General features: G+C 42.5%; 21 protein-coding genes. 9 read left to right on the plus strand and 12 right to left on the minus strand.

What is annotated here, in order from left to right; genetic code table 11:
- Positions 1-14 precede the first annotated feature (14 nt).
- The 5 genes from AN944_RS05385 to AN944_RS05405 all read left to right on the plus strand — a co-directional run bounded on the left by AN944_RS05385 (position 15) and on the right by AN944_RS05405 (position 6,157).
- The gene (locus AN944_RS05385; protein WP_055023570.1) at positions 15-2,177 is read left to right on the plus strand and encodes a type I secretion system permease/ATPase; all 2,163 of its coding nucleotides are present in this window, start codon (positions 15-17) and stop codon (positions 2,175-2,177) included.
- Positions 2,174-3,487 (plus strand): HlyD family type I secretion periplasmic adaptor subunit, encoded by a 1,314-nt coding sequence (locus AN944_RS05390; protein WP_055023571.1) that lies wholly within the window; start codon positions 2,174-2,176, stop codon positions 3,485-3,487. The genes AN944_RS05385 and AN944_RS05390 overlap by 4 nt, the downstream gene beginning before the upstream one ends.
- A gap of 23 nt (positions 3,488-3,510) precedes the next feature.
- On the plus strand, positions 3,511-4,806 hold the full coding sequence (locus AN944_RS05395) for a TolC family outer membrane protein (protein ID WP_055023572.1): 1,296 nt from the start codon (positions 3,511-3,513) through the stop codon (positions 4,804-4,806).
- Position 4,807: 1 nt separating this feature from the next.
- Positions 4,808-5,428 carry an OmpA family protein gene (locus AN944_RS05400; protein WP_055023573.1) on the plus strand — a complete coding sequence of 207 codons (621 nt, stop codon included), beginning with the start codon at positions 4,808-4,810 and terminating at the stop codon, positions 5,426-5,428.
- Between the two features lie 177 nt (positions 5,429-5,605).
- Positions 5,606-6,157, plus strand: coding sequence for a thioredoxin family protein (locus tag AN944_RS05405; protein ID WP_055023574.1), 552 nt, complete (start codon positions 5,606-5,608; stop codon positions 6,155-6,157).
- A 76-nt stretch (positions 6,158-6,233) separates the two neighbouring features.
- Here the strand turns inward: AN944_RS05405 and AN944_RS05410 are convergent, their stop codons facing one another.
- Together AN944_RS05410 and rhlB are read right to left on the minus strand one after the other, a co-directional pair.
- Positions 6,234-7,166, minus strand: coding sequence for an exopolyphosphatase (locus AN944_RS05410; protein WP_055023575.1), 933 nt, complete (start codon positions 7,164-7,166; stop codon positions 6,234-6,236).
- A complete protein-coding gene (rhlB, locus tag AN944_RS05415; RefSeq protein WP_055023576.1) occupies positions 7,167-8,465 on the minus strand; it encodes an ATP-dependent RNA helicase RhlB in 1,299 nt (432 codons plus the stop codon).
- Between the two features lie 144 nt (positions 8,466-8,609).
- Here rhlB and trxA point away from each other — a divergent pair, with 144 nt between their 5' ends.
- Both trxA and rho read left to right on the plus strand, forming a co-directional pair.
- A complete protein-coding gene (trxA, locus tag AN944_RS05420) occupies positions 8,610-8,936 on the plus strand; it encodes a thioredoxin TrxA (protein WP_055023577.1) in 327 nt (108 codons plus the stop codon).
- Between the two features lie 357 nt (positions 8,937-9,293).
- Complete coding sequence (gene rho / locus AN944_RS05425) at positions 9,294-10,559, plus strand: transcription termination factor Rho (RefSeq protein WP_055023578.1); 1,266 nt, start codon at positions 9,294-9,296, stop codon at positions 10,557-10,559.
- A gap of 150 nt (positions 10,560-10,709) precedes the next feature.
- Here the strand turns inward: rho and rhlP are convergent, their stop codons facing one another.
- From rhlP to AN944_RS05450, 5 genes are all read right to left on the minus strand, one after another.
- Positions 10,710-11,588 (minus strand): rhombotarget lipoprotein, encoded by an 879-nt coding sequence (gene rhlP / locus AN944_RS05430; RefSeq protein ID WP_055023579.1) that lies wholly within the window; start codon positions 11,586-11,588, stop codon positions 10,710-10,712.
- A gap of 390 nt (positions 11,589-11,978) precedes the next feature.
- Positions 11,979-12,926, minus strand: coding sequence for an NrfD/PsrC family molybdoenzyme membrane anchor subunit (gene nrfD, locus AN944_RS05435; RefSeq protein ID WP_055023580.1), 948 nt, complete (start codon positions 12,924-12,926; stop codon positions 11,979-11,981).
- A complete protein-coding gene (locus AN944_RS05440; protein ID WP_055023581.1) occupies positions 12,923-13,495 on the minus strand; it encodes a 4Fe-4S dicluster domain-containing protein in 573 nt (190 codons plus the stop codon). The genes nrfD and AN944_RS05440 overlap by 4 nt, the downstream gene beginning before the upstream one ends.
- Before the next feature lie 12 nt (positions 13,496-13,507).
- Positions 13,508-15,784 carry a thiosulfate reductase PhsA gene (gene phsA, locus AN944_RS05445; RefSeq protein WP_055023582.1) on the minus strand — a complete coding sequence of 759 codons (2,277 nt, stop codon included), beginning with the start codon at positions 15,782-15,784 and terminating at the stop codon, positions 13,508-13,510.
- Between the two features lie 327 nt (positions 15,785-16,111).
- Entirely contained in the window at positions 16,112-17,914 is a 1,803-nt protein-coding gene (locus AN944_RS05450) for a sensor histidine kinase (protein ID WP_235530854.1), read from the minus strand.
- A 139-nt stretch (positions 17,915-18,053) separates the two neighbouring features.
- On the opposite strand from AN944_RS05450, the gene AN944_RS05455 reads away from it, so the two are divergent.
- Entirely contained in the window at positions 18,054-18,650 is a 597-nt protein-coding gene (locus AN944_RS05455; RefSeq protein ID WP_055023583.1) for a response regulator transcription factor, read from the plus strand.
- A 184-nt stretch (positions 18,651-18,834) separates the two neighbouring features.
- Here the strand turns inward: AN944_RS05455 and AN944_RS05460 are convergent, their stop codons facing one another.
- The 5 genes from AN944_RS05460 to AN944_RS05480 all read right to left on the minus strand — a co-directional run bounded on the left by AN944_RS05460 (position 18,835) and on the right by AN944_RS05480 (position 25,087).
- Positions 18,835-19,422 (minus strand): hypothetical protein, encoded by a 588-nt coding sequence (locus tag AN944_RS05460; protein WP_055023584.1) that lies wholly within the window; start codon positions 19,420-19,422, stop codon positions 18,835-18,837.
- 101 nt (positions 19,423-19,523) lie between these two features.
- A complete protein-coding gene (locus AN944_RS05465; RefSeq protein WP_055023585.1) occupies positions 19,524-20,417 on the minus strand; it encodes an HNH endonuclease in 894 nt (297 codons plus the stop codon).
- A 1,135-nt stretch (positions 20,418-21,552) separates the two neighbouring features.
- Positions 21,553-22,290, minus strand: a complete 738-nt coding sequence (locus AN944_RS05470) for a fumarate reductase iron-sulfur subunit (RefSeq protein ID WP_055023586.1) — start codon at positions 22,288-22,290, stop codon at positions 21,553-21,555.
- Positions 22,290-24,278: a fumarate reductase flavoprotein subunit gene (locus tag AN944_RS05475; RefSeq protein ID WP_055023587.1), complete on the minus strand. Its 1,989-nt coding sequence runs from the start codon at positions 24,276-24,278 to the stop codon at positions 22,290-22,292. Before AN944_RS05475 ends, AN944_RS05470 begins: the two co-directional genes overlap by 1 nt.
- A 68-nt stretch (positions 24,279-24,346) precedes the next feature.
- Positions 24,347-25,087 carry a fumarate reductase cytochrome b subunit gene (locus tag AN944_RS05480; RefSeq protein WP_055023588.1) on the minus strand — a complete coding sequence of 247 codons (741 nt, stop codon included), beginning with the start codon at positions 25,085-25,087 and terminating at the stop codon, positions 24,347-24,349.
- A 381-nt stretch (positions 25,088-25,468) separates the two neighbouring features.
- Here AN944_RS05480 and prmA point away from each other — a divergent pair, with 381 nt between their 5' ends.
- Positions 25,469-26,350: a 50S ribosomal protein L11 methyltransferase gene (gene prmA / locus AN944_RS05485; RefSeq protein ID WP_055023589.1), complete on the plus strand. Its 882-nt coding sequence runs from the start codon at positions 25,469-25,471 to the stop codon at positions 26,348-26,350.
- The last annotated feature ends 57 nt before the right edge of the window (positions 26,351-26,407 follow it).

The raw sequence follows: 26,407 nt of genomic DNA on the forward strand, positions 1-26,407 counted from the left end.
TACGCAATATTACAATGTCAGTTACAGATAGCAGTCATGCCGATATAGCTCAACATGAAGCCTTAGTTAATATTCTAGTATTAGCCAAAGCTCACTTTGGTTTAAGCATTAGCACTGAACAAGTGCAGCAAGCACTGCCCGTACAAAAAGACATCGCCATCCAACTCACCACGGCGATGGCCAAAATAAGCTTGGACGCTGCTTCACAAAAAATTGATAGCCAACATTTAGCGCTACCTGCACTCCTGACCGATGCTAATCAACAGGTTTTTCTCATTACCCAAAAACAAGCTGCAGGTTTTTCCTTACTCAATGCTGCTGGTGAACAATCAACAATCTCACCCAAACAATTAAGCCAACAGTTTCCTCAAAAAAACAGCCTGTGTTGGTATCTCAAGCCACTCGAACAACTCGACGAGCGAGGTACTGAGCACCACAAAGAGACCAAAAGACATTGGCTTTTAGCCGCATTTGATGAAGTAAAACCGTTTTACGGCAGTTTTCTGATTGGTTCTCTGGCCATTAATTTACTCGCCTTAGTCACACCATTATTTACCATGAATGTGTATGACCGCGTTGTGCCCAACCAAGCCATTGATACCTTATGGGTCCTCGCTAGCGGTGCATCCATTGCGATTGTTTTTGACTGGTTACTGCGCCAAGCTCGTACCCGTCTTGCTGACGTCGCTGGCAAGCAAGTTGATATTAAACTTTCAAGCACATTATTTGAAAAAGTCGTCGGAATGCGGCTTGAAAACCGCCCTGCATCATCAGGGGCTTTCGCTAAACAATTACAAGAATTTGATAGCATTCGTGACTTCATCACATCAGTTACCCTTGTCACAGCAGTGGATTTACCTTTTACCCTATTGTTTTTGCTTTTAATTGCATGGTTAGGTGGCGTCATGGTGTTTGTGCCATTAACCTGCATGGTCGTACTTATTTTACTGAGTGTTTTTATGCAAAAGCGCTTATCAGTGACCATAGAAGAATCATCAAAACTGTCTACTCAGCGCCAAGCACATCTAGTCGAAAGCCTAAATATGCTAGCCGAAATTAAACAAAATAACGGTCAAGCTAAAGCCTCACGTATTTGGCATGAAACCGTCAGTAGTCTTGCAGATTGGCAAAATGAGTCTCGTATTAGCTCAAATACCCTAAGCCATAGTGTGATGAATTGTCAGCAGCTAGTGTCCATTGGCCTGATTATTACTGGCGTTTATCAAATTCATCAGGGTAACTTGAGCATGGGCGGGCTTATCGCCATCGTCATGCTCAGCGGACGCGCCTCAAGTGCTATCAATCAAATAGCCATGCTATTACTAAAATACCAACAGACTCGCTCAGCAATTACTTCGGTTGAATCTATCTTGTCTTTACCCCAAGAAAACCAGCAGCAATCGATGAGTGTGTCGCAATTCCCATTTAATGGCAGCCTACATCTACGACACGCAAGTTTCAGTTACCCTGAGCAGCCACTAACTGCATTTAATGACATATCCCTTGATATCAAAGCAGGAGAAAAAGTCGGCTTTTATGGCCCCGCAGGTGCGGGAAAATCAACATTACTGGCACTCATTGCAGGGCAGTATCAATTAAATGAAGGTCAACTTTTTTACAATCAACTCGAAGCGCAACAATGGTCCGTTAATCGACTTCGTGACCATATCGGCTATATGAGTCAGCAACCCTGTTTAGTCTATGGCACCGTCCTAGACAACTTACTTTACGGGCTCCAACACGTGGATGAAGCATTACTGGCTAAAACCATGATGAATACGGGTATCGATAAGTTAATGGATAGGCTCGGCAGTGGTTTAAACAGCCAAGTGGGTGAATTTGGCCGCCAATTATCGGGCGGACAACGTCAAGCTATTGCCCTTTGCCGTACTTTACTCAGACAACCTAAACTACTGATATTAGATGAGCCAACAAGTGCCATGGATGAGCGCAGTGAAACACAAATTATCAGTAGCCTGAAAATGAATACGGCTGATTGCACCCTGCTAATCTCATCCCATAACCCCAAAGTATTGAGCCTTTGTGATCGCATCATAGTGATGGATAAAGGGGCGATAATCGGCGAGAAATCTGCCAGTGAATTTATTGAGCCCAGTAAGCGCCGAATTAAAGCGGTCAATGTGCGCCAACATACAAGCAATGAGGTGAAATCATGAGTGCCAACATGCACATCAAACACCTTGAAGGGGCAAAACGTGCCAACACTGTCATCATGCTGACTGTAGCCTTGCTTTTGGCCACGATTACTTGGGCAGCCTTCGCCACCTTAGAAGAGGTGGTGGTTGGCGAAGGCAAAGTGGTGCCAGCCACAGCCGTTCAGCAAATAGAAAGTTTAGATGGCGGCAGCTTAAAAGAAATTTTAGTCAAAGAAGGAGATACCGTTAATGCGGGGCAAACTTTATTAGTGATAGATGAGTTACGATTTGCCTCGGCATTCCATGAGGCAAGACTCAATAGCGTTGCCTTAAAAAACCAACTCACACGATTAGAAGCATTACTTGAAAGTGTGCAAATCAATGACAATGAACCATTATGGTTTTCACAAGTGCAAGTCAGTCCGCAACTGTTTGAGATTGCAGACCCTTCAGCCAATCGTCGTGCTCAAGCAATATACTCATCGCAACTCTCACAACTAATATCGCAATTAGATCAAACAGCGCAAATCGTCGAGCAAAAACGCCAAGCCAAAGAAGAAGTGAATATTAATATTGAGGCTCAACGCAGTGGTCTTAGCATGGCGAAACAAGAAATCCGTATGACCCGTGAAGCGGTTAGTGAAGGCGCCGTTGCCGAACTTGAACTATTAAAACTTGAGCGAGACGCGGTTCGTTTACAGGGAGAATTATCTGCCTCGCAAGCCAGTGAAAGACAGCTTCAGGCCGCGATCAGTCAAGCGGTTGCAGAGCGTCGCAATGTGGCACTCGATTTTATTAATCGCATGACCGATGAGCGCAATAAAACCAGTAACGAACTCTCAGCGTTAACCGAAAACATGAAAGCGCTAGCCGATAGGCTCGAACGCACCCAAATCACTACGCCAGTCACAGGTAGCGTGTCGAATATTCTGGTGCGCTCCGCCGGTCAAGTGGTTGAACCGGGGCAAGTTATCATGGAAATAGTGCCGCAAGATGATCAACTGATTATTGAAAGCCAAATAGCGCCTAAGGACATCGCATTTGTCCATACTGGACTGCAAGCCATGGTGAAATTCACCGCTTATGATTTTGTCATTTATGGTGGCATTAAAGGTGAGGTGATTTATGTCAGTCCAGATGCCCAGCAACTAGAAGATGGCACCACCTATTATGAGGCGCACATAAAAACAGATGAAACTCAGCTCAATGGCTGGCCAATTATCCCTGGAATGCAAGCTTCTACAGATATTTTGACCGGTCAAAAAACAGTTTTAAATTACTGGCTTAAACCATTATTACGAGCCAAAGCAAATGCACTAAGAGAACCGTAAAGGTACCAGAAGGTAAGGATACTATGCAAAAACTGCTATTCATTTCTGCTTTAGTGATGTCCACTCAAGTTCAAGCAATGACGCTAGAACAATCGGTGGCTGAAGCGATAAATCATCACCCTAGGCTGCAGCAAAAATACGCTAGCTTTGAAGCTGCTGTTCGCTATAAAAAAGCCGCAGTAGGAGACTATTTACCCCAAGTGAAGTTGTATGGTGGTGTAGGCTATGAAGAGGTGCGCTATAACAGCGGCCAACGCGTCGATACTGATTTAAATCGCACCGAGTTAGGCGTGAAAGTGTCGCAGTTATTATTTGATGGTTTTAGAACCACTTCAGAAATTGACCGCCTCGAATTTGAACAAGAGGCTGAACGCTTTGGGCTGATTTCTGAAGCTGAAAACCTCAGCTTAGATGTCGCAACCGTGTATCTCAATTTAATGCTGTCTAACCGTGTAGTGGGGCTTGCTGAACGTAATATTGTCGAACACGAAGACATCTTAAAAGACATTATTTTGCGTCAAGCAAAAGGCCTGAGTAGTGAATCAGACGTCGCGCAAGTCAAAGCCCGTGTAGCAACAAGTCAATCGGGATACCTTGCAGCGCGCAATGAGCAAATGGATTTACAAGCTCGTTATTACGACCTAGTTGGCCAACTTCCCACAGAGCTGCATGATGCCAAGCCCGATTTTAATTATGTACCCACATCACTCAAGCTGGCACTAGAGCAAGCCGTTAAAAACCATCCAGAAATTGATGCGGCCATCAACGACACTCAAGCTGCTTCGTCACAGTATGAGCGAGAAAAAAGTGACTACTGGCCTAAGTTATCAATCGAGTTACAAGCCAATAAAAATGACAACATTGGTGGGATTGAAGGGCCTGATGAAGATGCACGAGCCATGCTAATGCTCAGTTATGACCTCTACAATGGCGGTTCAACCAATGACCGAGCAGAAGCTGCGGCCTGGCAAGTACAACAAGCAAAATCAATTCGTCAGCAAACTGAAAAACAAGTAATTGAAGGCACTCGACTTGCTTGGAACGCCTATGAATTTGTTGGCCAGCAACGTAAGTTTTATCAAGTGAATGTGGACCAAGCCGTGCAAGCAGAGCAAGGCTATCAACGTCAATTTGAGCTAGGAAGACGTTCACTTCTTGATGTGTTAGATGCCAAAGTAGAAGTCTATTTAGCCAGAAAAAACTACCTTAGCGCCTATTACAATTATCATATTGCATCGTATCGATTAATTAACGCCACAGGTCAACTCATTGAATCATTTAGAGTCGACACCCCAACACAATGGCAAGAGGAGAAGTAATATGAAACACCTTAACATGCTTCCACTTTGCCTCGTGGCATTGATGCTATCAGCCTGTATTGAAACACCTAAACCAGCCATAGTTGAACAGCAAAGTCGTGATTTAACCGATGCCGATGCCGATGGTGTGATCACAGCTCGAGATCTGTGCTTAACGACTCCTGACGGTTCAGTTATCAATAACGATGGCTGCGAGAATGCCGTCACCGTGGAGAAAAAAGCCAGCCGTGTGGTGATGTTTGAATTTGATAAACACACACTGACTGAGTATGAATCGAATCGTTTGGCTAAAATGGTAAACGCAGTCAAACACCACCCAGACGCGAAGATTTATTTGATTGGTGATACAAGCCCCGAGGGTAGCGATACCTATAACCATGAACTCGCTAAAAAGCGCACCGAAGAAATTACCCGCTTGATTGTGGCGCAAGGGATCAACAAGCAAAACATTACTTCGCAAGTGTATTTTGAAGATAATATGATCCCAGCAGCCATCAAGGGACGTGAACACAGATTAGTTGCTGTGGCTAAGTGGCAAGAATCAGGAATTGAAAAGTCTTGGCATATTTTCTCGACAGAAAAACAGCCCCAAAAGGACAAAAACCGCGCATCAGGAATATGATATGCAATAAGATTCTTATATCTGTAACAGTATTTATCGCACTTATGGGCAAGTTCAAAGTTCTCTTTGAATTATTGCCCTTGTGAGTGATCTAGCTAACAGGTCGCTCATATTCAACTTCCCTAACTTACGTCAAAATGATTGAATTATTGCATTCTTCTTTCATGAGACTTTATCATGCATAAAACTGTTAAAACATTATTAGCCACAACCGCCCTTTTCTTTAGCAGCCAATTGGTTGTAGGTTCAGCCTTAGCTAGCAGCGGCTGTGCGTTTGATGAAGAGCAATCAGGCTTCATGGCAACATGTAGCGAGGAGAAACAAGAAGTGATTATCACAGGTATTGTTGAAATTTCAGCATTAGAAAAAGATTTACCAGGCTATGCAGAAGAGTTTGAAAACTATCAAACAGATGCCGCGACTATCTCAGCATTAAAAGCCATTACCACGCCAACAAATGTGGTTGTGATTATTGGAACTTGGTGCCCTGATTGTCATCGTGAAACACCACGTTTCATGAAGCTAATCGAAGAAGTTGCTAACCCGAATATCACCGTTACCTACATTGGTGTTGATCGCAGCAAGCTTGATCCTGAAGGTTTAGCCGCTAACTATGACTTTACACGTATCCCAACCTTTATCGTTGAACAAGACAATAAAGAGATTGGCCGTATCGTAGAAAGCCCTGAAGTGACACTAGAGCAAGATTTATTGAATATCGTTAAATAAATCAAAATACGCCACAATAAAAAAGGACCTATTTAGGTCCTTTTTTGATCGCTCATAACAAGCACTTTTTCAAGTCTTAGCCCAGCTCAACTCTGTCAGCCAACATTTTCAGCACCCCTTCTCGAAGTGCGCCGCCAGATAAATTTAACGACTCAATATCAAGCAATTCAAATAAGGCGATTAATATGGCGATGCCTGAAGCAAAAGTCGGTGCTTTTTCTTCAGATAAGCCTTGAATATGATGCAAAGATTCATTCTTTTGCGCCAACACTTCATCACGAAATCGATATAAGACTTTCAGGGTGATGATTTCAGACAGCTCACGATGATTCAGTACCGAAACCACGGACTGAACCGCGCCTGAGGCACCAACCACGCCTTGCCAACCTAGCTCTCTAAGTAATTCACTATGAGGAAGCAACGCATCAGATACCGCTGCTTTAGCTTGTTCAAAATGCTGAAGCTGATGAGGGACTTGATTGAAAAACTGTTGATTAAAGCGCACACAACCAAAATCTAAGCTGGTTTTAAATAGCACTTCGTTGCCATTACCAATAATAAACTCGGTACTTGCACCGCCAATATCAATCACTAAACGCTGGCCATCACCTTCGGTTGTCGCTGCCATGCCTTGATAAATAAGCTCAGCTTCACGTAAACCACTGATCACTTCGATAGGGTGACCTAATATCGGTAACGCACGTTGATGGAATTCAGCCGCATTAGAAATAACACGGAGTGTTGCTGTCGCAAAAACAGCAACATGTTGCTGAGCTACTTGATGTTTTTCAAGCATATCAGCGAACATTTGCAAGCAATCAAGACCACGCTGTAACACAGGTTCAGCTAAGCGATTATCCTCGCCAATACCTTCAGCCAAGCGCACCTTTTGCTTATATTTAGCAATAATTGTTGGTTGGCCATCCAATGTTTGGGCAACCAACATATTAAAGCTATTTGAGCCAAGCGTTATCGCGGCGTAACAGGGTAATGTAGCTGAAACAGTCATTTACGAGTGTCTGCGATTCCTTTGAGGTGGACGACCACCACTGCGGTGAGCACCATTACGGTTAGCACCATCACGACCACGAGTCGTTGGGTGTTTACGATGAATACGCACTGGTGGCGGTAAATCATCAAGTAATGCTTCACGATCGTAATTTGTCACTGGAATTGAGTGCTTAATGTAAGTCTCAATTGCAGGTAAGTTTAATGCATATTCTTCACAGGCAAAACTCACTGACACGCCTTTTTGACCTGCACGGCCAGTACGGCCAATACGGTGAACATAATCTTCACAGTCATCCGGTAAGTCATAGTTATATACATGAGATACATCAGAAATATGTAAGCCACGCGCAGCAACATCAGTTGCCACTAACACATCAAGCGAACCATTAGTAAATTGCTCAAGAATACGAATTCGTTTCTTTTGCGGCACGTCACCTGTCAGTAATCCAACACGATGACCATCACCTTCTAACCATGACCATACTTTTTCGCAGCTGTGCTTGGTATTAGAAAATACAATGGCTTTTTCTGGCCAGTCTTCTTCTAATAATGTTAGCAACAAGCGCATTTTGTCATCTGTTGAAGGGTAAAAAATTTCTTCTTTGATGTTTTTTGACGTTTTTTGCTCGGGCGCAATTTCGACTTTCTCAGGATCATTCATATGATCATAAGCTAGCTCTTGTACCTTCATTGATAATGTCGCTGAATAAAGCATATTCAAGCGAGATTTCGCATCAGGCATACGTCTAAACAAGAAACGGATATCTTTAATAAAGCCTAAGTCGAACATACGGTCAGCTTCATCTAATACGACAGCTTGAATCGAGTTCAGACTAATCACACCTTGGCGAACGTAATCAATAATACGACCCGTTGTGCCAATAAGGATATCAACACCAGCATCAAGCACTTGGCGTTGAACATCATAGCTTTCACCGCCATAAACAATACCCACTTTTAAGCCGGTATGTTTTTCTAATAATTTGGCATCTTTTGCAATCTGAATCGCTAATTCGCGAGTCGGCGCCATGATAATTGAACGTGGCTGATTGACTTGTCGCCCTTCTGGCACGGCAACGGATAAAAGATGGTTAAAGGTTGCAACCAAAAAAGCCATTGTCTTGCCAGTACCTGTTTGTGCCTGACCTGCAATATCTTTTTGTTGTAATAAAATGGGGAGAGATAACGCCTGTATCGGCGTACAAAATTCAAAGCCATTTTCGTTTAAAGCCTGAACAACCTCTGGTTTCAGAGGGAAGTCGGCGAATCTTTGGGTAGATAAATGTGTTTCGCTCATAGCACAAGCATACTCGTTAGTGTTGCAAAAAAAGACTTAATCGTTTGAAATAGCCCACACGTTTACTTGAAAACTATTTAACCGCCCCAATATACATGGTAAGCCATTAATAAACTAGCAATGGTGCCAAATCTGGAGATTTACATGAGCGATAAAATTGTATACCTAAGCGATGACAGCTTCGAAAATGACGTTATTAACTCAGAATTACCTGTATTGGTAGACTTCTGGGCTGAGTGGTGTGGTCCTTGTAAAATGATTGCCCCAATCTTAGATGACGTAGCTGAAGAGTACGCAGGTAAGCTAACAGTAGCTAAACTTAACGTTGACCAAAATAATGTTTCACCTGCTAAGTACGGTGTACGTGGCATCCCGACATTATTAATGTTCAAAGGCGGCGAGTTAGTAGCGACTAAAGTTGGCGCACTATCTAAGACTCAATTAAAAGAGTTCATCGACGCACAAGCTTAAGCAAGCCTCAAATCAGAATCACAGCCTATCTGATTGAATGTTGAATATTATTCATAACGAGTGCTGTTGTTAGACTCGTTATTGGCTTAGAGACTCTCATATATGAGAGTCAATAACGCTAATCAATCATGACGATGCTGCGCATTTTGAGCTTGAATAGTGATTATCGGCACAATATGTGAACAATTTGTGCCGATAATTAGCTAAAATTCTGGACGCACACTCCATATAGTGCTAATTTATTCAGCAGATTTTTTCAACTAAACTCCTACTCGCTTATCAATCACACTTTATCTACACCGTTATACCCTATGATTGATTGCGGTAAGCATCGTCGCGTAATACAAGACCCCCAACATGAATTTAACTGAATTAAAAGACACGTCTATATCGGACCTAGTTTCACTCGCTGAAAGCATGAAATTAGACAATATGGCCCGTGCTCGCAAGCAGGACATCATTTTCTCAATTCTGAAAGCCCACGCCAAAAGCGGTGAAGATATCTTTGGTGGCGGTGTATTAGAAATCCTTCAAGATGGTTTCGGATTTTTAAGAAGTTCAGATGGTTCTTACTTAGCAGGCCCTGATGACATTTATGTCTCTCCAAGCCAAATTCGACGCTTCAATATGCGTACCGGTGATACCATCTTTGGTAAAATCCGCCCACCAAAAGACGGTGAACGCTATTTTGCCCTGCTAAAAGTCAACGAAGTAAACTTCGACAAGCCTGAAAATTCTCGTTCTAAAATCTTATTCGAAAACTTAACCCCGCTACATGCAGAAGATCGCCTACGCATGGAACGCGGTAATGGTTCGACTGAAGATATTACCTCGCGTATTCTTGATTTATGCTCTCCTATCGGTAAAGGTCAACGTGGCTTGATTGTCGCACCGCCAAAAGCGGGTAAAACCTTATTACTTCAAAACATGGCGCAAAGCATTACCTACAACAACCCAGAAGTGGTGTTAATGGTATTACTGATTGACGAACGTCCTGAAGAAGTAACCGAAATGCAACGCATGGTAAAAGGTGAAGTGATTGCTTCAACCTTTGATGAGCCAGCTTCACGTCACGTTCAAGTGGCAGAAATGGTTATCGAAAAAGCTAAACGTTTAGTTGAGCACAAAAAAGACGTGGTGATTTTATTAGACTCAATCACGCGTCTAGCACGTGCATACAACACCGTGATTCCATCATCAGGTAAAGTTCTGACCGGTGGTGTTGATGCTAACGCACTTCATCGTCCAAAACGTTTCTTTGGTGCTGCACGTAACATCGAACACGGTGGCAGCTTAACCATTATCGCAACAGCGCTTGTCGATACTGGTTCTAAGATGGATGAAGTCATTTACGAAGAATTTAAAGGTACAGGTAACCAAGAGTTACACCTTTCTCGTAAAGCAGCTGAAAAACGTGTATTCCCAGCGATTGATTTCAACCGCTCAGGTACGCGTCGTGAAGAAAAACTTACCACGCCAGATGAACTTCAGAAGATGTGGATTTTACGTAAAATCCTTAATCCAATGGATGAAGTATCAGGCATGGAATTCCTTATCGATAAATTGGCCATGACCAAAACAAACGATGAGTTCTTCACTGCAATGAAACGCGCTAAAAGCTAACGTTTATTCTGCATTAAAAAAACCACCTATATTGGTGGTTTTTTTGTGCCTGTACTTTCAACAAGCGGACATGTCAGCATGCAATACTTCAGTAAAAGCACTGAGAAAAGCTAATTATTTAACACTTTAGGGTGTAGGTACTGTTTTTGATTATGTTCTACCTACTCGGTTTCTAAATCCAAATACCATCATTATGAAAAACAGTGTTATATCTAACAAACCTAGTGCGCCACCTTTAGAACTATAACCTTCACTATGCGTTATTTTTACTTGATCAGGGTTTTCTTTAACTCTCTTTTTAAAGCTATCCAATTGAGTGTTTAAATTCATAACCATACTATCCGCTGCTTGCTCAAAGCCTTGAATACTATCTGCTCTTAACTCTTCACTTAAATTAATAGGTGTTGAGCTGCCTGATATCTGACTGGTTCCTGGCGCCCTAAATAGCATCATTTTACTGTCGATATCGTAGACAACTGTATCCATCAAGGTATTCGTATCATTCTTCTCGCCTGATACCACATAAGCACCGACAATTGTCCAATAGCTTAGCGATAATATGCCCTCATCGGTGAACTGTACTTGGTCATAAGAAACCAATGCGATCACATCAATACCATACATAGTTTGTATTTGAGACAAATTAGCAAAACTACCACCAGCAGTTAAATACGCAGAAGGGATCACTTCTATGCTGCTAACAAAATCCAACATCCGAAAGTTACTAGCAACACTTTCTAAAATTTCGGTTTTCTTAGATTCCGATAACCCTGCAGAATAACTATTTCCGGTCCAAGAGTTATGAGATGAGCTATCACTTTTACTTGCAGGAACAAACGCAACACCAACCCGTAACGGGAGAGTTAACTGAGGGATTGCAGGGGTAATTACTGCTTCGCTGGACTTTGGATAAAGGTAATCCATCACACTACTTTTGGTATTCACTTGCTGCGAAGCGCATCCAGATAACAACAGCATAGCCAGTATGCTGACCAACCTAATGTTCTTATTTAACGGCCAATAAATCATAAATCCCTCTATGTTATTTTGGTGCTTATCTATTGCGAGTCATTGATCCGCAACTGCCACAAACACTCATGATCAATACTCTTCAAACATCTGAATCAAATGATTAAATAAAAATGACTATATCATTACTGCACATGATTGCATCGGATAAATTTAAACCTAAATAAACATGCTCGATTAACATGTGATGCTCTTGGAATGTAAAACTGATAGTAGTACTGGTAGTAGTATTGATATTAATAATGGAATAAGTGATTTTCGCCGGGAGTCAATTTCCACAGCTAATGTGAGAAATAATCTAACGCTATAAATATTGTGAGTACGATAAAGCCGCTAAACAGTATATGTTAAGCGGCTTTTTTGAGGGTTAAACTCCAAGTTTTAAACTGACTAACTGATATAACTTTGCCCTGCATACACCACAAAATGCCTAAGGGCTAATACCCCAAGAATGGTGCTACAAGAAACCGTGATTAAAAACCCTTTTGTATGACGCCATGACTTAGGTGCAATCGTGCTAGCAAGCACTGGCACAACTAAACCTAAACCAACAACCCCTAACCAGAATACACTCGCCCACGTTCCTGTAGTGATGGCTGACGTTGCCGCTTGCGCTGCAGGGCCTGAAAAGTTAAGCCCAACAAACAATAACACTAGACATAAGGCTTCGTTAAAGGCCACAGGATATTCGATACGATGCACTTGCTCGATACAATCAGATTCTTTTTTGCTAAAGAATAAGGTCGCAACCAAAATGTTACCTGCTGAACCTACCGACAAAGCTGATGCTAAAAATAGTGCTGGTAACACAGCAGTATTTAATATCGGGTAGCTAATGAGCGCTGATAATAAAAAGCCTGTGTAAACCCCAACCCCTATCGCCAATATAAAGATCAACTTGTTAAGGCTATTCTCAAGTTGGCGACATACTTTAGCCACACCAGCTAACCAGGGTGCATATTTAAGTAGCTGCTTTTCAAACACTAAACCAGCAAATATAAACACCAGCGGGATATAAAATAATAATGCTAATACCCCCCAAGCCATCACCGAAGTAAAGTTGTAGTTAAGCAGAATATGGTAAAACTCAAATGGCTTGGTTAAATCAAGCACTAATAGCGCCATGCCTAGACAAATAGAGACAGGGCCAACTACCGCTGCGGCTTTGATCACCGGTAACCCTTCTGTCGGTAAACCTCGGCTCTGCTTGTACCATTTGAGCCCTATTGCCACCAGCATTGAACCTGCTGATAACCCTGCCATAAATAAATACACTGCGATTATCCAGTTCCAGACGACTGGATCGTATTGCTCCATTGAGCCCCAGATATTATTCATGCTTTGATCCCTCCTTTACGGCTAGGAATACGATAAACCCTTGGCTCAGTGCCTAGATTCACTTTTTGTTGGTAATGATTTTTGGTGTCTAGCAACTGACTCACTTCAGAAGTTAAATCATTGGCATCACCAAAGGTCAGCGCTTGGGTTGGACACACTGCTACACATGCAGGCTCTTCTCCTCGAGCTAAACGGGTTTCTTTACAGAAGTCACACTTGTCCGGCACGCGGGTTTCAGGATTGATAAAGCGCACTTTGTAAGGACACGCCGCCACGCAATACAAGCAACCAACACACTTACCTTCATTGATGGACACAATGCCATCATCGTTGACATAAGCCGCTCCAGTTGGACAGACTTTCACGCAAGGTGCATTTTCACATTGCTCACATGACACGCGGTTGTATTTAAAATGCAGGTGAGGGAAATTACCGTAAGGCCCCTCAACTCTTACCTGAATACGGGTCACCGACTCAGGGACATTATTTTCACTGCGACAAGCGACATTACACGCTTGGCAGCCAATGCACTTATTTTCATCGTGCACAAGGACATAACGTTTAGTCATAATGAACTCCGATTAAATCTTGGCTATTTTGACGCCGGTAGTATGTAGGTTCATACCTGTTACCGGAGCCGTGACATGAGGAAGTAAGTTACCGCAATGAATACCCTTGCCTGTGGCACGCGCAAGCTCTTTGTTTTTAGAGCCACAACCCATATAAGCAAATACGGTATCAGGACGTATACCTGGCGTGACTAAGGCATGACCCTCTTCGCTGCCTGTATCGTTGAAGATACGAATTTTATCGCCGCTCGAAATCCCCATATGTCCCGCTGTTATCGGGTGGATCCACAAGGCATTATCAGACATCAAGTTAGCCAGCATAGGGACATTTTGCGTTGCGCCATTGGTATGTACGGCGACCTTACCTTGGATGAAAAATAGCTCATCAGCTTTTTTCATGGTGACTTCGCGGTATTTAATCACGCCGCGCCCAGGTGCCATTTTTTCCACTTTATCTGAGCTTAATTCAATCTTGCCTGACGGTGTTTTAAAGCTCAGATGGCTGGCATAAGTGCTATCTTCATCTGGCGCTTTTGCATTAGCGTATTCAGTTACAAACGCATTCACCATGCTCGGTTCACGTAACATTAATGGTTTGCCGTAGCTTACCCAGCCATCACGCTTAATTTTATCCAGCAAGCTAATATCTTTATTCACTTGGAACATCTGCAAGGTCTGCATATTTTCCCAAGGGAAGTACTCACCTAGGCCTAATTTATCTGCCACCTCTTTCCAAATCTGCCAGCTTGGCTTAGTGTCACCAATGGTATCGACCACCCGCTGGCGCACGTAATAAGCTGGGTTCTTGCCTGACTTATCCTTAATTTCTTCATCACGTTCAAGGTAGGTAGATTCAGGTAGGAACACATCAGCATAAGCTGCGCTTTCGGTGATGTATAAGTCGCATGCGACAACAAAGTCGAGCTTTTTCATCGACTCTACAATCCGTGCTCTGTCGGTCATGGTTTGCATTGGGTTGGTGCGGCTCATAACCCAGCCGTGTAATTGATAAGGCACAGCTTCAAGGGTGGCATCTAAAATGCTTTGATACACCCCGCCTGATGACCACAATAATGCGTATTGCTCATCGACCATATCAATACGTTTAGCATCAATTTTAGGTAGGTTTTTCACCCCAGGTTTTGACAAGGTTGGCGCTACGGTTTCGCCCGCATATTTATTGTAGCTAGATGCTTTTTTACCGAAGTATAAGCCACCTTTACGCTCAATATTACCCACTAACACGTTGGCGGCATAAAGTGCGCGGCGCATTTCAAACTCTTCAGTTGTAAATGAGGCTCGGTGACCAAAATCCACTAATGCATGAGGCGCTGCAGCAGCATATTCATGGGTAATACGGCGAATATCTTCAGCGGGGACATCACTTATCGCTTCGGCCCATTCAGGTGTGTAGTTTTTGACTTCTTTGGCAAACTCATCAAAGCCTTCAACGTACTGTGCGACAAAATCTTTATCGTATAAATCATCATTAATCAGGGTATGACAAATCGCCAAGGCAACCGCTACATCTGTACCTGGTTTAATGGCGTACCACTCATCAGCTTTATCAGCCACGATAGAAAAGCGTGGTTCAAATACCACTAGCTTGGCGCCCTTTTCCATTTGTGCATTCATCATCCCGCGCGTTTCAGACATATTAATGCCTTCATACAAGTTATGACCGAAGTTGATGATGTACTTTGAGTTACTTAAATCACGTTTAATTTTGCCACCAAAGATGGCTTTAGCTGCAACCACATAACCAGCTGGACAAGTCGATGCGTGAGTAAAGGTATTTGGACTGCCAAAGGTTTTGGCGAGATGAAAAAGGTGGCTTTCAAGCGAGCCAGACTTAGAAGAAAATGCAACAGACTCTGCGCCATGTTTGGCTTTAATTTTATTGAGGTTTTCCGCTATCAGACTGTAGGCTTCATCCCACTCGATTTCAGCCCATTTGCCTTCGCCACGTTCCCCCACTCGCTTAAGCGGCTTAACAATACGCTGCTTATCGTAAAGTAAACTATGACCTGCGCCACCACGGGCACACACAGCCCCGCCAAATGATTTCGCTTTTTTATTTCCTAAAATAGAAACGTTTTTGCCGTTTACTACTCGAGCAGAAATAGGACAACGTGTTGAACACATCTCGCAGCTACTTGCGACTAGCTCTTCACTCCCTTGCACAGTGACGCTACCCAACGCAGCAATCGAGCCTGGCAGCGCAGCGAGTGCACAACCTGCTGTGCCTGCTCCTGCGCCTTTGATAAAGGTTCGCCGATCTAGTTTCATGGTACTTCTCCCAATTGACAACGATGCCCAAGAACCTTAATCAGCTTGCTTTAATATCCAATCAACTGGATGGCATAACGGTTAAGTAGTTCTAAGGTTTTCATCATTCTCAAACAGAAGAAGCGAATTGAATATTGTGGTAAACCACATATCTTCGGCGGGTATTTCTGCTTTGTGACTGTGTTCACGGTTTAAAAAATCACCAACATATGTCTGTTTTTTTCGCTATTGTGGTAAACCACATTTTGTCCATTATCGTGATAAAAACAAAATAGTCAGTATTTATGCGACTCAACCAGCCTCTATCGAGGCGGGTTGTTACTCAGGTTAAACGATGAGTTTTTGCTGGCTGCCTCTTTTCTTCAAACTGATTTTGGCAATGCAACCAGATTGAATATCTTGTCGATTGTTAAGACTAAAGGCGCCTTCATGCTCCTTGATGACTTCATTACAAATCGCAAGTCCAAGGCCTAAACCATTTTCTTTGGTGGTATAAAAGGTTGCCATTAACGCATCTGATGTTTCAGGTAAGCCTGGGCCATTATCGATTATCGAAACATCCACCTGATGCTCTTTAAAATCCATTGCGATGACAATTTTGGCTCGTTTTACAACTTCAGCACTATCACTTATCGCATCAATACTGTTTTTAATTAGGTTAATCAGCACCTGCAACAAGCCAACTCTATCGGCGGTAATAAAAAATGGCTCACCTTTGATATTGTTTTCAACACTGATATCGTGTCTAGCCAATTCAATTTTGAGTAATGACACACTCTCATCGACCAAACTCAAAATGTTGACATCCACCATGACCGCTTCTTTGCGCTTTAATAAGCCACGAATACGGTGCACCACTTCGCCAGCTCGGGTGGATTGTTGATGGATTTTAGTCAGCAATGCTTTGGCTGATTGTTCATCAAAAGGCTGATTATTTTCCAGCCTCATAATAGCGCCTTCACTGTAACTGGTAATCGCCGCAATGGGCTGATTAATCTCATGTGCGAGCCCTGCGCCAATCTCACCAATAATGGCAGCACTTTGCAGTTTTTCTAACGCCAATTCTTGTTGTTTTAATTGCCGCTCAGACTCAATTAACGATTCACTTTTTTGATGAAATCGATACTCAATCCATAAGTGGTAAACCGTCGCGACGATAAATAACAGCACTGCCAAACCACCCCAATGACGATTATCATTAAGCCATTTTAGTAAAGTGTCCCAGCGGTTTACTTCTGACGCTTCAACATGAAGCTCACTGAATAACTGAATCACTGCCAGCTGACTAATAGGTGACGTCCACCCTTTTAGTTTTGCTTGTATTGCAGCAGGGTGATCTGAAGGTAAATCCATTAGCGCTTGAGTGATATGTTTACTGAGTTCAATATCCACGCTCTCATTCGCAGCAAACGACCAGTTAGGATAAAGATTAGTACTGCACTGACAGTCGAACCCTTTCGGGCGACTCGGGTTCAATATACGAAACTCATCCGCTTTAATCAGCCCTCGCTCGACCATATCTTCAAAGGTACATAAAGGCGTTATTGCCGCATCCACGTTGCCGTCACGCACTTGATACAATAATGGATCGAGCGGGAACCCAAGAAACTTAATCTCTTTAAAGTAATTTTTAGTGTCCATGCCCAATTTATGCATCAGGCCAATGGTAGCTTGATAGCCTCCCAACGCATGAGGGTCGCTAGCCGCAATGGTTTTTTGCTTTAAGTCGTACAAGGTGCGGTAATCACTGTCAGCCCTAACAATAATGGCAGAGCCAATAGCAGATGTAGCGCCGTTATGACGCCTTGAACGCATCGTAGCAAGCCAAGATAAAGGGAACTGATTGGATAAATAAAGGTATTGACCAGGGTTGGTAATAATAAACTGGATTTTTCCTGATTCCATTGCCGCATTCAAAGCTTCGAAATTACCTGGATAAACATGAAATCGGGTATCTGGTACCTGTTCATTCAAGTAATCCATCATCGGCGTCCAACGAGCAATCGCCTGTTGATCGCCCCAATTGGCAAGCACACCGACATAAAGCTCTTGCGGTTTAGCCCAAACTGGTGACAAAAAGCTAATGGCGATAAAACAAAGCAATATCCGCAGCACAATAAAACCTTTCATTAGAAAACTATAATAAGCTTACGATGAGCGGCAATCACGCAACGTGATGGATTTCATGGTTTGTATAAAATTAGTTAGCATATCGATTCAAACTGAGATACTTATCAATGATGCATTCAAAACGTTGCAAGGAATACACATGCAAACTGACATTCATTGCCCTGTCTATTTAGTCGATGATGATGAAGCCATTATCGATTCAATATGCTTTTTAATGGAAGGGTTCGGTTATCAGCTAACCAGCTTTAACTCTGGAGACGCCTTTCTCGCTCAGGTTGATTTGTCATTAGCAGGTTGCGTTATATTAGATGCCAGAATGCCTGGACTTAGCGGCCCAGAAGTACAGCAATTATTGAATGAAGCGAAAAGCCCATTGTCGATTATTTTCTTAACAGGACATGGCGATGTGCCCATGGCAGTAGATGCCTTCAAACAAGGCGCTTTTGATTTTTTCCAGAAACCAGTACAAGGCAAAGTGCTAGCGCAATCCATAGAAAAAGGGCTGCAATACAGCGTTAAGCAACATTGGAAAATGCACAATTTGGCTTTGATTGATGCCTTATCTGAGCGTGAACATCAAATATTCAAACTGGTCATTGCAGGCAAAACCAACAAACAGATGTCTAACGAGTTATGTGTGGCTGTCAGAACCATCGAAGTTCACCGCTCAAAGTTAATGGAAAAACTCGGCGTGCAAAATATTGCCGAGTTAATGAAGTTAGCGCCTTTGGTTTAGTTTTACCTGCTAATGTCTTTAATGGGTTGAGTTTTAAGCTTGTTTTGAGACATAGATGTGTTTGTAACGCCTTGCTTAGGTGCGGCTAACTGCTACTAAGCCCAAGTAAAGCCATCATTATCACCAAACTCAACCCAACCAAAAGCTAAAGGTTAGCTGTCACTTTTAAGCAATTTGTTAGAATTTATCTATCGCCATTGTATGAGATTACAGATTTATCTATGCCTATATCTTTACGCATTGCATTGGTCAAATTCAGAGCTTTAAAACGAATAACTTCCCATTTTACGAATTGTCCATCAAATACTAGCGCTACCAGTTGGTCAATAAATGCATCATTTGCATCCATAACTTCTTGCGGGGCTATCATAGCTAAGTAACCATATATCTTAAGCCGCTCTGATTCGAACTGTTCTGCTTCTTCTAGTGATAATTGTTGATTATTTTTAATGACTATCATTTCTACCTTTGCCAATATCTTAGCAACCATATCGATTGTGGCACGGTAGATCGCAAGCTTATCACTGTGCTCTCTGAGCTGAGTTTGTTTATATACTTCGATTTCGCTGTGAAACTTAGCTAATTCCTCTTGGCTTACTTTATATAACTGCGTTCTTAATTCTTCTAGATCTCGATCATGCTTGGCTTTTTCGGCCACCATCAATCTACTAGCCCAATGCTTTCCAAGATAATTCGCCAAACCTAGGATTATTGCACCACTACCACCTAGAGCCGTGATAATAGTAGCACTAATTTTTAGATATTCGTCCATGTTGCCTCGTGAATTCTAACGCCGCACTAAGCAGACTAAAGCATTGGGGAAAAATGTACAGCGAAAGTAACCAACTGTTTTAGTTCAGTTTAAATGCATTTTTATACATTTTGCAATTTAAAAAGAATATCATCTTCATCACTTAAGGGAACTTCATCACGTAAAAGATACTTCTTACCGACTACGTCTGTTACAGTCCTCCACTCCAATTCAGGGATTTTAGCGACAATACTCTCCGCTGTTTTTCTGCAACCAAAAAAGCCAGTTAATCGATAGCTTTTATTCCATTCTAGTGCCCACGACCAACATTTTTCAGTCGGATGTTTTTTAATTATTGACTTAAAGAAGCCATTTGCAGTTATTCCCTGCCACCTTGTCTCCCAATGCCTAACTTCATTCATGAACCCTATTTGCTCTTTGTTCCCCCAGTCTTGGAAATTCACTTGGAATGCAGGATGGAAACCATTCTGCCAGAAACCACCTTTCATTGTTTTTTCATCAAAAGTAATGAAATAGAAGAATGCCATTAAATGATATTTAGCAAGCTCAAAACACCTAACTTCATCTAGTCGTGCGGGAGCTTTATAGTGATGAATTATTGTTTTTCCATCAGTATATGGAAAAGTTACTTTACCCACAATTTCACTATCCTTTATTAACTTTTTCGTTTGACGACTAAAACAGTTTTTAGATTTTCTTTTAGCGTCAGCTATAGCAAATTCAGGTGCATTTTTTTCAAACCTGTTATAAAGCTCTAGTGTTATTGCCGATATATCATTTTCTAAGTCTGACTTTACACCATTGCATTCTTTGCAAGCTTGAACAATTAAATTCCATTTGTTATCAAAGCTGCTTTTAGGAACAAACTTCCTACTGATAACATGCTCTTTTGAGTCATTCTGTTTAGTTATCGGAGTGCCGCAATAAACACAAGTAACATTCTTTAATAGAGCACTTCTGTCATTTTTTAGATCTGATAGAATTTTATGAATCACAGCTCACCCCATAAATGTATAACAGCTTATTAGCGGGAATTCCGATAAACACCCATGGGGACATTACCGAGCCCTAATCATTTTTAGCTTTATTTATCAATAATTTTAATAATTTATCAGTAAGATATCGGTGAGGCAATGACCATTTTGGCAACGAAAATGAGAACGTGGATAATCGAGAATTATTTTGGGTCGTTAGAAATTAGTTGGGTCAAAGTAAACTTTATAGGGTTGGCGATAGACACATTTTATTGAATGGCCTTTTCTTCCCTAAATGGCGTATTCGAGGTTACCCAACTCTATCCTTTAGTGGTTATACCCTAATATAACTTATGGCCTTAATTAAATGCTTTACTTGGTTTTTATTAACTAAGTTATCGAAGGTCATCACTTCAATCTAATCCATTGCCTGCCGCAGGTGCTGTATAGGATATACGAATGTCGCGATCACATGGATGTGAAAGAGAGACCTTTTATGCAGATACATCCAAGACACGCCGTAAACACATCCATGTGGGCTCTGCGAAAACATCCATGTTTTCGAAGGTCTTGAACGCATCTACACTGGGATTATTATCTCTTCGATTTAACTTTATTCGTGACAATTTAAAGATCAAAAAGATCAAAAAGATATAAAGCTAAAAGGCTCAATTTGAATTGAGGTCATCGAGAAAAGGCCGTGAGCTTGGCATGGATGCCAAGCTAGCTTTCGTTAGGCCACGGATGGCCTATCGGAAGCGTTAGGGCTTTTCGACAATGACCGAAGACGGATACAAACGAAGTTAAAAGCTGGATCAATCCTCCTTGAAAATATGCGCTTTTCAGCATTTTTCGTCGGGGGCGGCAGGGTGATCCAAGAGGGTATTGCTGTTGATACCCTTTTGGTCGGGTGTGGGTGGAAAACCCACGATGTTAATCCAAACGGAGTTTGGAAATAAAGGATAGAAACCTGAGGTCTAAATCTGGTGTGAACTAAGTACCACGACTTTGATTTGATCAAAATGACAAGCGTGGAATGGGGCAAAGCTTATTTCATATTCCAACTATTAGTTAAGCATGTAGTTAACAGCTAACCCATCGACAAAAAAGCCGCTTACCTCTGCAGATATGCGGCTTTTAAATGTTTAGCGATTAATTAACAGCTCACAATCGTTTGCGCCATCTTACGTCTTAGGTAAGCGATTTGCTGCATATGCGGTAAATCTTTTGGACAGGCATCTTGGCAACCCAATAAGGTCATACAACCAAATACACCATCTTGATTACCAATCACATGATAGAAATCTTCCGCTGTGCGGGTATCACGGCTATCCATTTCAAAGCGGGCGATTTTCATCATACCCACTGCGCCAACAAAAGTGTCTTTCATTTGTTTGGTCGCACACGCAGAAACACACACACCACATTCAACGCAGCGCTCTAATTCATATAACTTAGCCGCTTCAGCTGGATCCATTGGGTTTTCTAAGCGGTGAATGTCGATGTCATTACTGTCTGGTTGCAGCCACAGTTGTAAACGCTCTGCCAGCTCACGCATAAACTTACCAGTATTCACCGATAAATCGCCAATTAGCTCGAATCCTGGTAATGGCATAAGTTTAATTTTGCCATCAGGGAAATTCGCCGTCAGTGTGCGACACGCTAGTGTTGGTTTGCCATTAATCACCATGGCACAGCTGCCACAAATGCCTGCACGACAAACAAAATCAAACTGCAATGAAGGATCTTGTTGTTCACGTAACAGGTTTAATGCAATAAACACCGTCATTCCTGGCGCTTCGGTGATCTCGTATGTCACCATCTTTGGCTTATCGTTAGGATCTTGTGGATCATAACGAAAAATATCAAAACTGATAGTACGTGGTGCACTCATTACTTCTCTCCCGACACAGGGCTTGTGTCACTTAATCTTTCATTACGAGGGCGTAATGTTTCGGGTAATTCAAAAGGCATGATGGCTGCTTGTTTGTCAAATCGGTCGGCATCATCACCTAATTCGGCAAGAATATCGGCAATTTGGGCTTCACGCGCTGCAGTATCAGGATGCGCCACGGCATTGTCATTACCATAGCCACGATATCCTGGTGGCAACTCCATCTTCATCACATCAAGTTGCTCGTAATGTAGTTCTGGCTCAAGTGCATTTTCATCTGGCCATGTTGATAGTGTGCGATTTAACCACTCTTTATCGTTACGTTGCGGGTAATCTTCACGGGCATGGGCACCACGGCTTTCTGTGCGCGCATTTGCACCACATGCAACCGTTAGGGCAACACGCAGCATACGCGGGACTCTTAATGCTTCGACAAGCTCTGGATTAGCGTGACGTTTTTTACATTTAAGGCCAATGTTTTTACTGCGTTTAAGCAAGTCTTTTAACTCGCTGACGGCTTTTTCAAGCTCAGGGCCATTACGGAAAATACCCACGTAATTCATCATAATGCGCTGCATAGCGAGTTTGATATCAAATACGTTTTCAGTACCTTCACCGACTAATAGCTCATCAATTTCGCCTTGTAATTTTGACATGGTGTCATCGATGACTTGTGTATTAATCTCTAGGGTATTCTTCTCACAAAAATCGGCCACATACTTACCGATAATCATGCCGCCAACCACGGTTTCTGCTAGTGAGTTACCGCCTAAACGGTTAAAGCCATGCATATCCCAACAGGCTGCCTCACCGACACTGAATAAACCTGCAAGCTGCGGACTTTCACCGGTAGCATTCGTGCGTATGCCGCCCATTGAGTAATGCTGAGTTGGTCTGACTGGAATCCAATCTTTCGCAGGGTCGATACCAAGGAAGTTTTCACAAATCTCTTTGACTTCACGTAAGTTGGTTTCAACGTGTTTACGGCCAAGCAGAGTAATATCGAGCCATAAGTGTGGGCCATAAGGGCTATCAACCCCTTTACCTTTGCGCATATGCTCGGTCATGCGGCGTGATACCACATCACGTGATGCAAGCTCTTTCTTTTCTGGCTCATAGTCAGGCATAAAGCGATGACCATCTTTATCACGTAATAAGCCGCCATCACCACGACACCCTTCTGTGGTTAAAATCCCTACAGGCACAATCGCTGTTGGGTGGAACTGCACCGCTTCCATGTTGCCTAAGGCGGCAACGCCTGTATCTAATGCCAATGCTTGGCCTATACCTTCACAGATGATTGCATTGGTAGACACTTCGTAAATACGACCATAGCCGCCAGTAGCAATAGTGGTTGCCTTGCCAATATAGGCACGTAATTCACCTGTAATTAAACAGCGTGCAATCACACCATGACAGCGTTTGCCGTCATGGATAAGTGATAAAGCTTCAATACGTTCATGAACAGGGATATCCATTTCAATGGCTTTGTTATCTACTGCGTATAGCAATGAATGGCCTGTACCGTCAGCGGTATAGCATGTACGCCACTTTTTAGTACCACCAAAGTCACGGGCATTAATTAAACCATGGGCTTTTTCAGCTTCAGTAATCGTGACCTTTTCAGCATTCACTACCACTTGGCGATCGCCAGCAGTAATACGTGACCAAGGCACTCCCCAATTTGCTAATTCGCGTACCGCTTTTGGCGCGCAATGGGCAAACATTCTTGCTACGTCTTGATCGCAGCCCCAGTCAGAACCTTTTACAGTATCTTGGAAATGGACATCTTCATCATCCCCCATACCTTTAACTGTATTACCAAGGCTCGCTTGCATGCCGCCTTGAGCCGCTGCAGAGTGAGAGCGCTTAGCAGGGATTAGCGATAGCACCACGGTATCTAAACCACGTTCTTTTGAAGCAATAGCAACGCGCAAACCAGCAAGGCCTGCGCCAACGACTAATGAGTCTGTATAAATTATTTTCACGGGTATTCCTTAAATTCGATACGAGGTTAATGGCATATGTGACTCATTAACCTAAAACTCTTAAGCCTCTAGCTCGGCACAAAAGGAGTCACTGGTAACTCCAACGATTGACCAATCACGATGTAAGTCATCAAACTTGCGATACCAATAATCATCAAGTAAATCACCATAAACTTGGCAAGTTTTAACGCTGCCATACGTTTAGTGGTAATACCCCACTTAACGGCAACACGGTATAAGCCGAACATGGCATGAATAACTACGGCAGGAAGCAGTAATACATACAGCATCCACACATCTTGGTGGTAAACACGCTCTGCTGATAAATGCGGACCAATCGCAGGATTAGTGATCATGTCGTATAGATGAACAGGCGCGAGGAAGAATAATAAAAAGCCTGTGATCAGCTGCCAGAACCAAATTTTTGTATCTTGGTGAGGCATGATGGTCATTTGACTACGCAGCGCTCGCCATTGCTGAATCTGAGCAGGAAAACGGCGCAAGGCAAATGCAGCATGAATAATCACCACAATTAACATGAAGGCAGAGATAAATTTGGTTAGTACTGGGAAGCCATGTCCAGTTTCACTGAATATTCCCCCCTCTAAAAAGTGACCGACATGATAAAACGCCTCTTTACTGATTAGGATGCTCGACTCAAAATGCAAATGCATAATGATAAAGAAGCCCAATAGTAATCCAGTGGCACTTTGTAATTTATCCGCTCTGGCAGCCCAAATGGGGTTCAAGTACCCTTTTGACGATACGTCATGTATTTTTTGATTTTGTGTTTGTGATGAAGCTGTCATAGTTCTCATGCCTGTTAATGACATATTGCTGGTGATTTCAGCTTATCAGTTATCACTATTTCTCCTTGTGCTAGAAAATTAAATCGTGATCAAGCTCACCCTGCATTCACCGTCTTTTAGAAGTTGATCACAGTCACAGATTGTTCAAATTTAAGAACTCAAAATTTACCTTATGTTTCATAAATTTATCGTGACATTCAAACAAACGGATGAATATGATGATTTCATCATGGATATTAATAGCTTAAAGATTAACCAGTAGCAAAAGGTGTGAAAATGGCCCTTTCAATGCAATTGAGCAATATTTCACTATCAAATGCTGCTGTTTTACCCGCCAAGCAGGTACAATAGGCCATTAAATTATTCTCATAGGAAAACTCCATGCCTTGGATTCAACTTCGCATTAGTACTCACAGCGACCATGCCGACGCGCTTGGCGACCTCTTAATGGAGCAAGGTTCTGTATCAATTACCTATGAAGATGGTAAAGACACACCGATATTCGAACCCAAATTAGGTGAAACACCACTTTGGCAAGACACTATCGTAATTGCCCTGTTTGATGCTGGCACCGACTTAGCTCCGACAGTGAGCTTTTTAGAAACCCTGCCTTATCTAGGCAAAGGGTTTACACATAAAATCGAACAGATTGAAGATAAAGATTGGGTTCGTGAATGGATGGACAGCTTTCACCCGATTAAATTTGGTAACCGCTTATGGATCTGCCCAAGCTGGCGTGATATTCCTGAGCCTGATGCTGTTAACGTTATTCTTGATCCAGGTCTTGCCTTCGGAACAGGTACCCACCCAACTACAGCATTATGTTTAGAGTGGTTAGATAGCTTAGATTTATCTGATAAAGAAGTGATCGATTTTGGTTGTGGCTCAGGTATTTTAGCCATTGCAGCACTAAAACTTGGCGCTAAAACAGTTACTGGTGTCGATATTGATTATCAAGCGATTGATGCATCAACTGCCAATGCAGAACGTAACGGCGTTGCAGATAAATTAGCGCTATATTTACCAGAGAACCAACCTGACAATCTGCAAGCGGATATCTTGGTTGCTAACATTCTTGCGGGTCCTTTACGTGAATTAGCGCCTTTAATTGCAGAAAAGGTTAAAACAGGCGGTAAATTAGCCCTATCTGGCCTCCTACAAGAGCAAGCAGAAGAAATATCACAATTTTACAGTCAATGGTTCATCATGGATGAAGCGGCTCACAAAGAAGACTGGAGCCGCTTGACAGGTACACGTAAATAACGGTAAAGGCAGTACACCCCTTATGGCAGCTAGATCTCTGCCAAAAGGGGCTATTAC

This window comes from Shewanella sp. P1-14-1 (assembly GCF_001401775.1).
In the GTDB taxonomy this organism is placed as follows: domain Bacteria; phylum Pseudomonadota; class Gammaproteobacteria; order Enterobacterales; family Shewanellaceae; genus Shewanella; species Shewanella japonica.

Coding starts and splice junctions, on each gene's coding strand:
- rho (WP_055023578.1), top strand. CDS start 9,294: ATGAATTTAACTGAATTAAAAGACACGTCTATATCGGACCTAGTTTCA.
- AN944_RS05410 (WP_055023575.1), bottom strand. CDS start 7,166: ATGACTGTTTCAGCTACATTACCCTGTTACGCCGCGATAACGCTTGGC.
- rhlB (WP_055023576.1), bottom strand. CDS start 8,465: ATGAGCGAAACACATTTATCTACCCAAAGATTCGCCGACTTCCCTCTG.
- AN944_RS05455 (WP_055023583.1), top strand. CDS start 18,054: ATGCAAACTGACATTCATTGCCCTGTCTATTTAGTCGATGATGATGAA.
- AN944_RS05460 (WP_055023584.1), bottom strand. CDS start 19,422: ATGGACGAATATCTAAAAATTAGTGCTACTATTATCACGGCTCTAGGT.
- AN944_RS05395 (WP_055023572.1), top strand. CDS start 3,511: ATGCAAAAACTGCTATTCATTTCTGCTTTAGTGATGTCCACTCAAGTT.
- AN944_RS05450 (WP_235530854.1), bottom strand. CDS start 17,914: ATGAAAGGTTTTATTGTGCTGCGGATATTGCTTTGTTTTATCGCCATT.
- rhlP (WP_055023579.1), bottom strand. CDS start 11,588: ATGATTTATTGGCCGTTAAATAAGAACATTAGGTTGGTCAGCATACTG.
- phsA (WP_055023582.1), bottom strand. CDS start 15,784: ATGAAACTAGATCGGCGAACCTTTATCAAAGGCGCAGGAGCAGGCACA.
- trxA (WP_055023577.1), top strand. CDS start 8,610: ATGAGCGATAAAATTGTATACCTAAGCGATGACAGCTTCGAAAATGAC.
- AN944_RS05385 (WP_055023570.1), top strand. CDS start 15: ATGTCAGTTACAGATAGCAGTCATGCCGATATAGCTCAACATGAAGCC.
- AN944_RS05390 (WP_055023571.1), top strand. CDS start 2,174: ATGAGTGCCAACATGCACATCAAACACCTTGAAGGGGCAAAACGTGCC.
- AN944_RS05405 (WP_055023574.1), top strand. CDS start 5,606: ATGCATAAAACTGTTAAAACATTATTAGCCACAACCGCCCTTTTCTTT.
- AN944_RS05470 (WP_055023586.1), bottom strand. CDS start 22,290: ATGAGTGCACCACGTACTATCAGTTTTGATATTTTTCGTTATGATCCA.
- AN944_RS05480 (WP_055023588.1), bottom strand. CDS start 25,087: ATGACAGCTTCATCACAAACACAAAATCAAAAAATACATGACGTATCG.
- nrfD (WP_055023580.1), bottom strand. CDS start 12,926: ATGAATAATATCTGGGGCTCAATGGAGCAATACGATCCAGTCGTCTGG.
- AN944_RS05440 (WP_055023581.1), bottom strand. CDS start 13,495: ATGACTAAACGTTATGTCCTTGTGCACGATGAAAATAAGTGCATTGGC.
- AN944_RS05400 (WP_055023573.1), top strand. CDS start 4,808: ATGAAACACCTTAACATGCTTCCACTTTGCCTCGTGGCATTGATGCTA.
- prmA (WP_055023589.1), top strand. CDS start 25,469: ATGCCTTGGATTCAACTTCGCATTAGTACTCACAGCGACCATGCCGAC.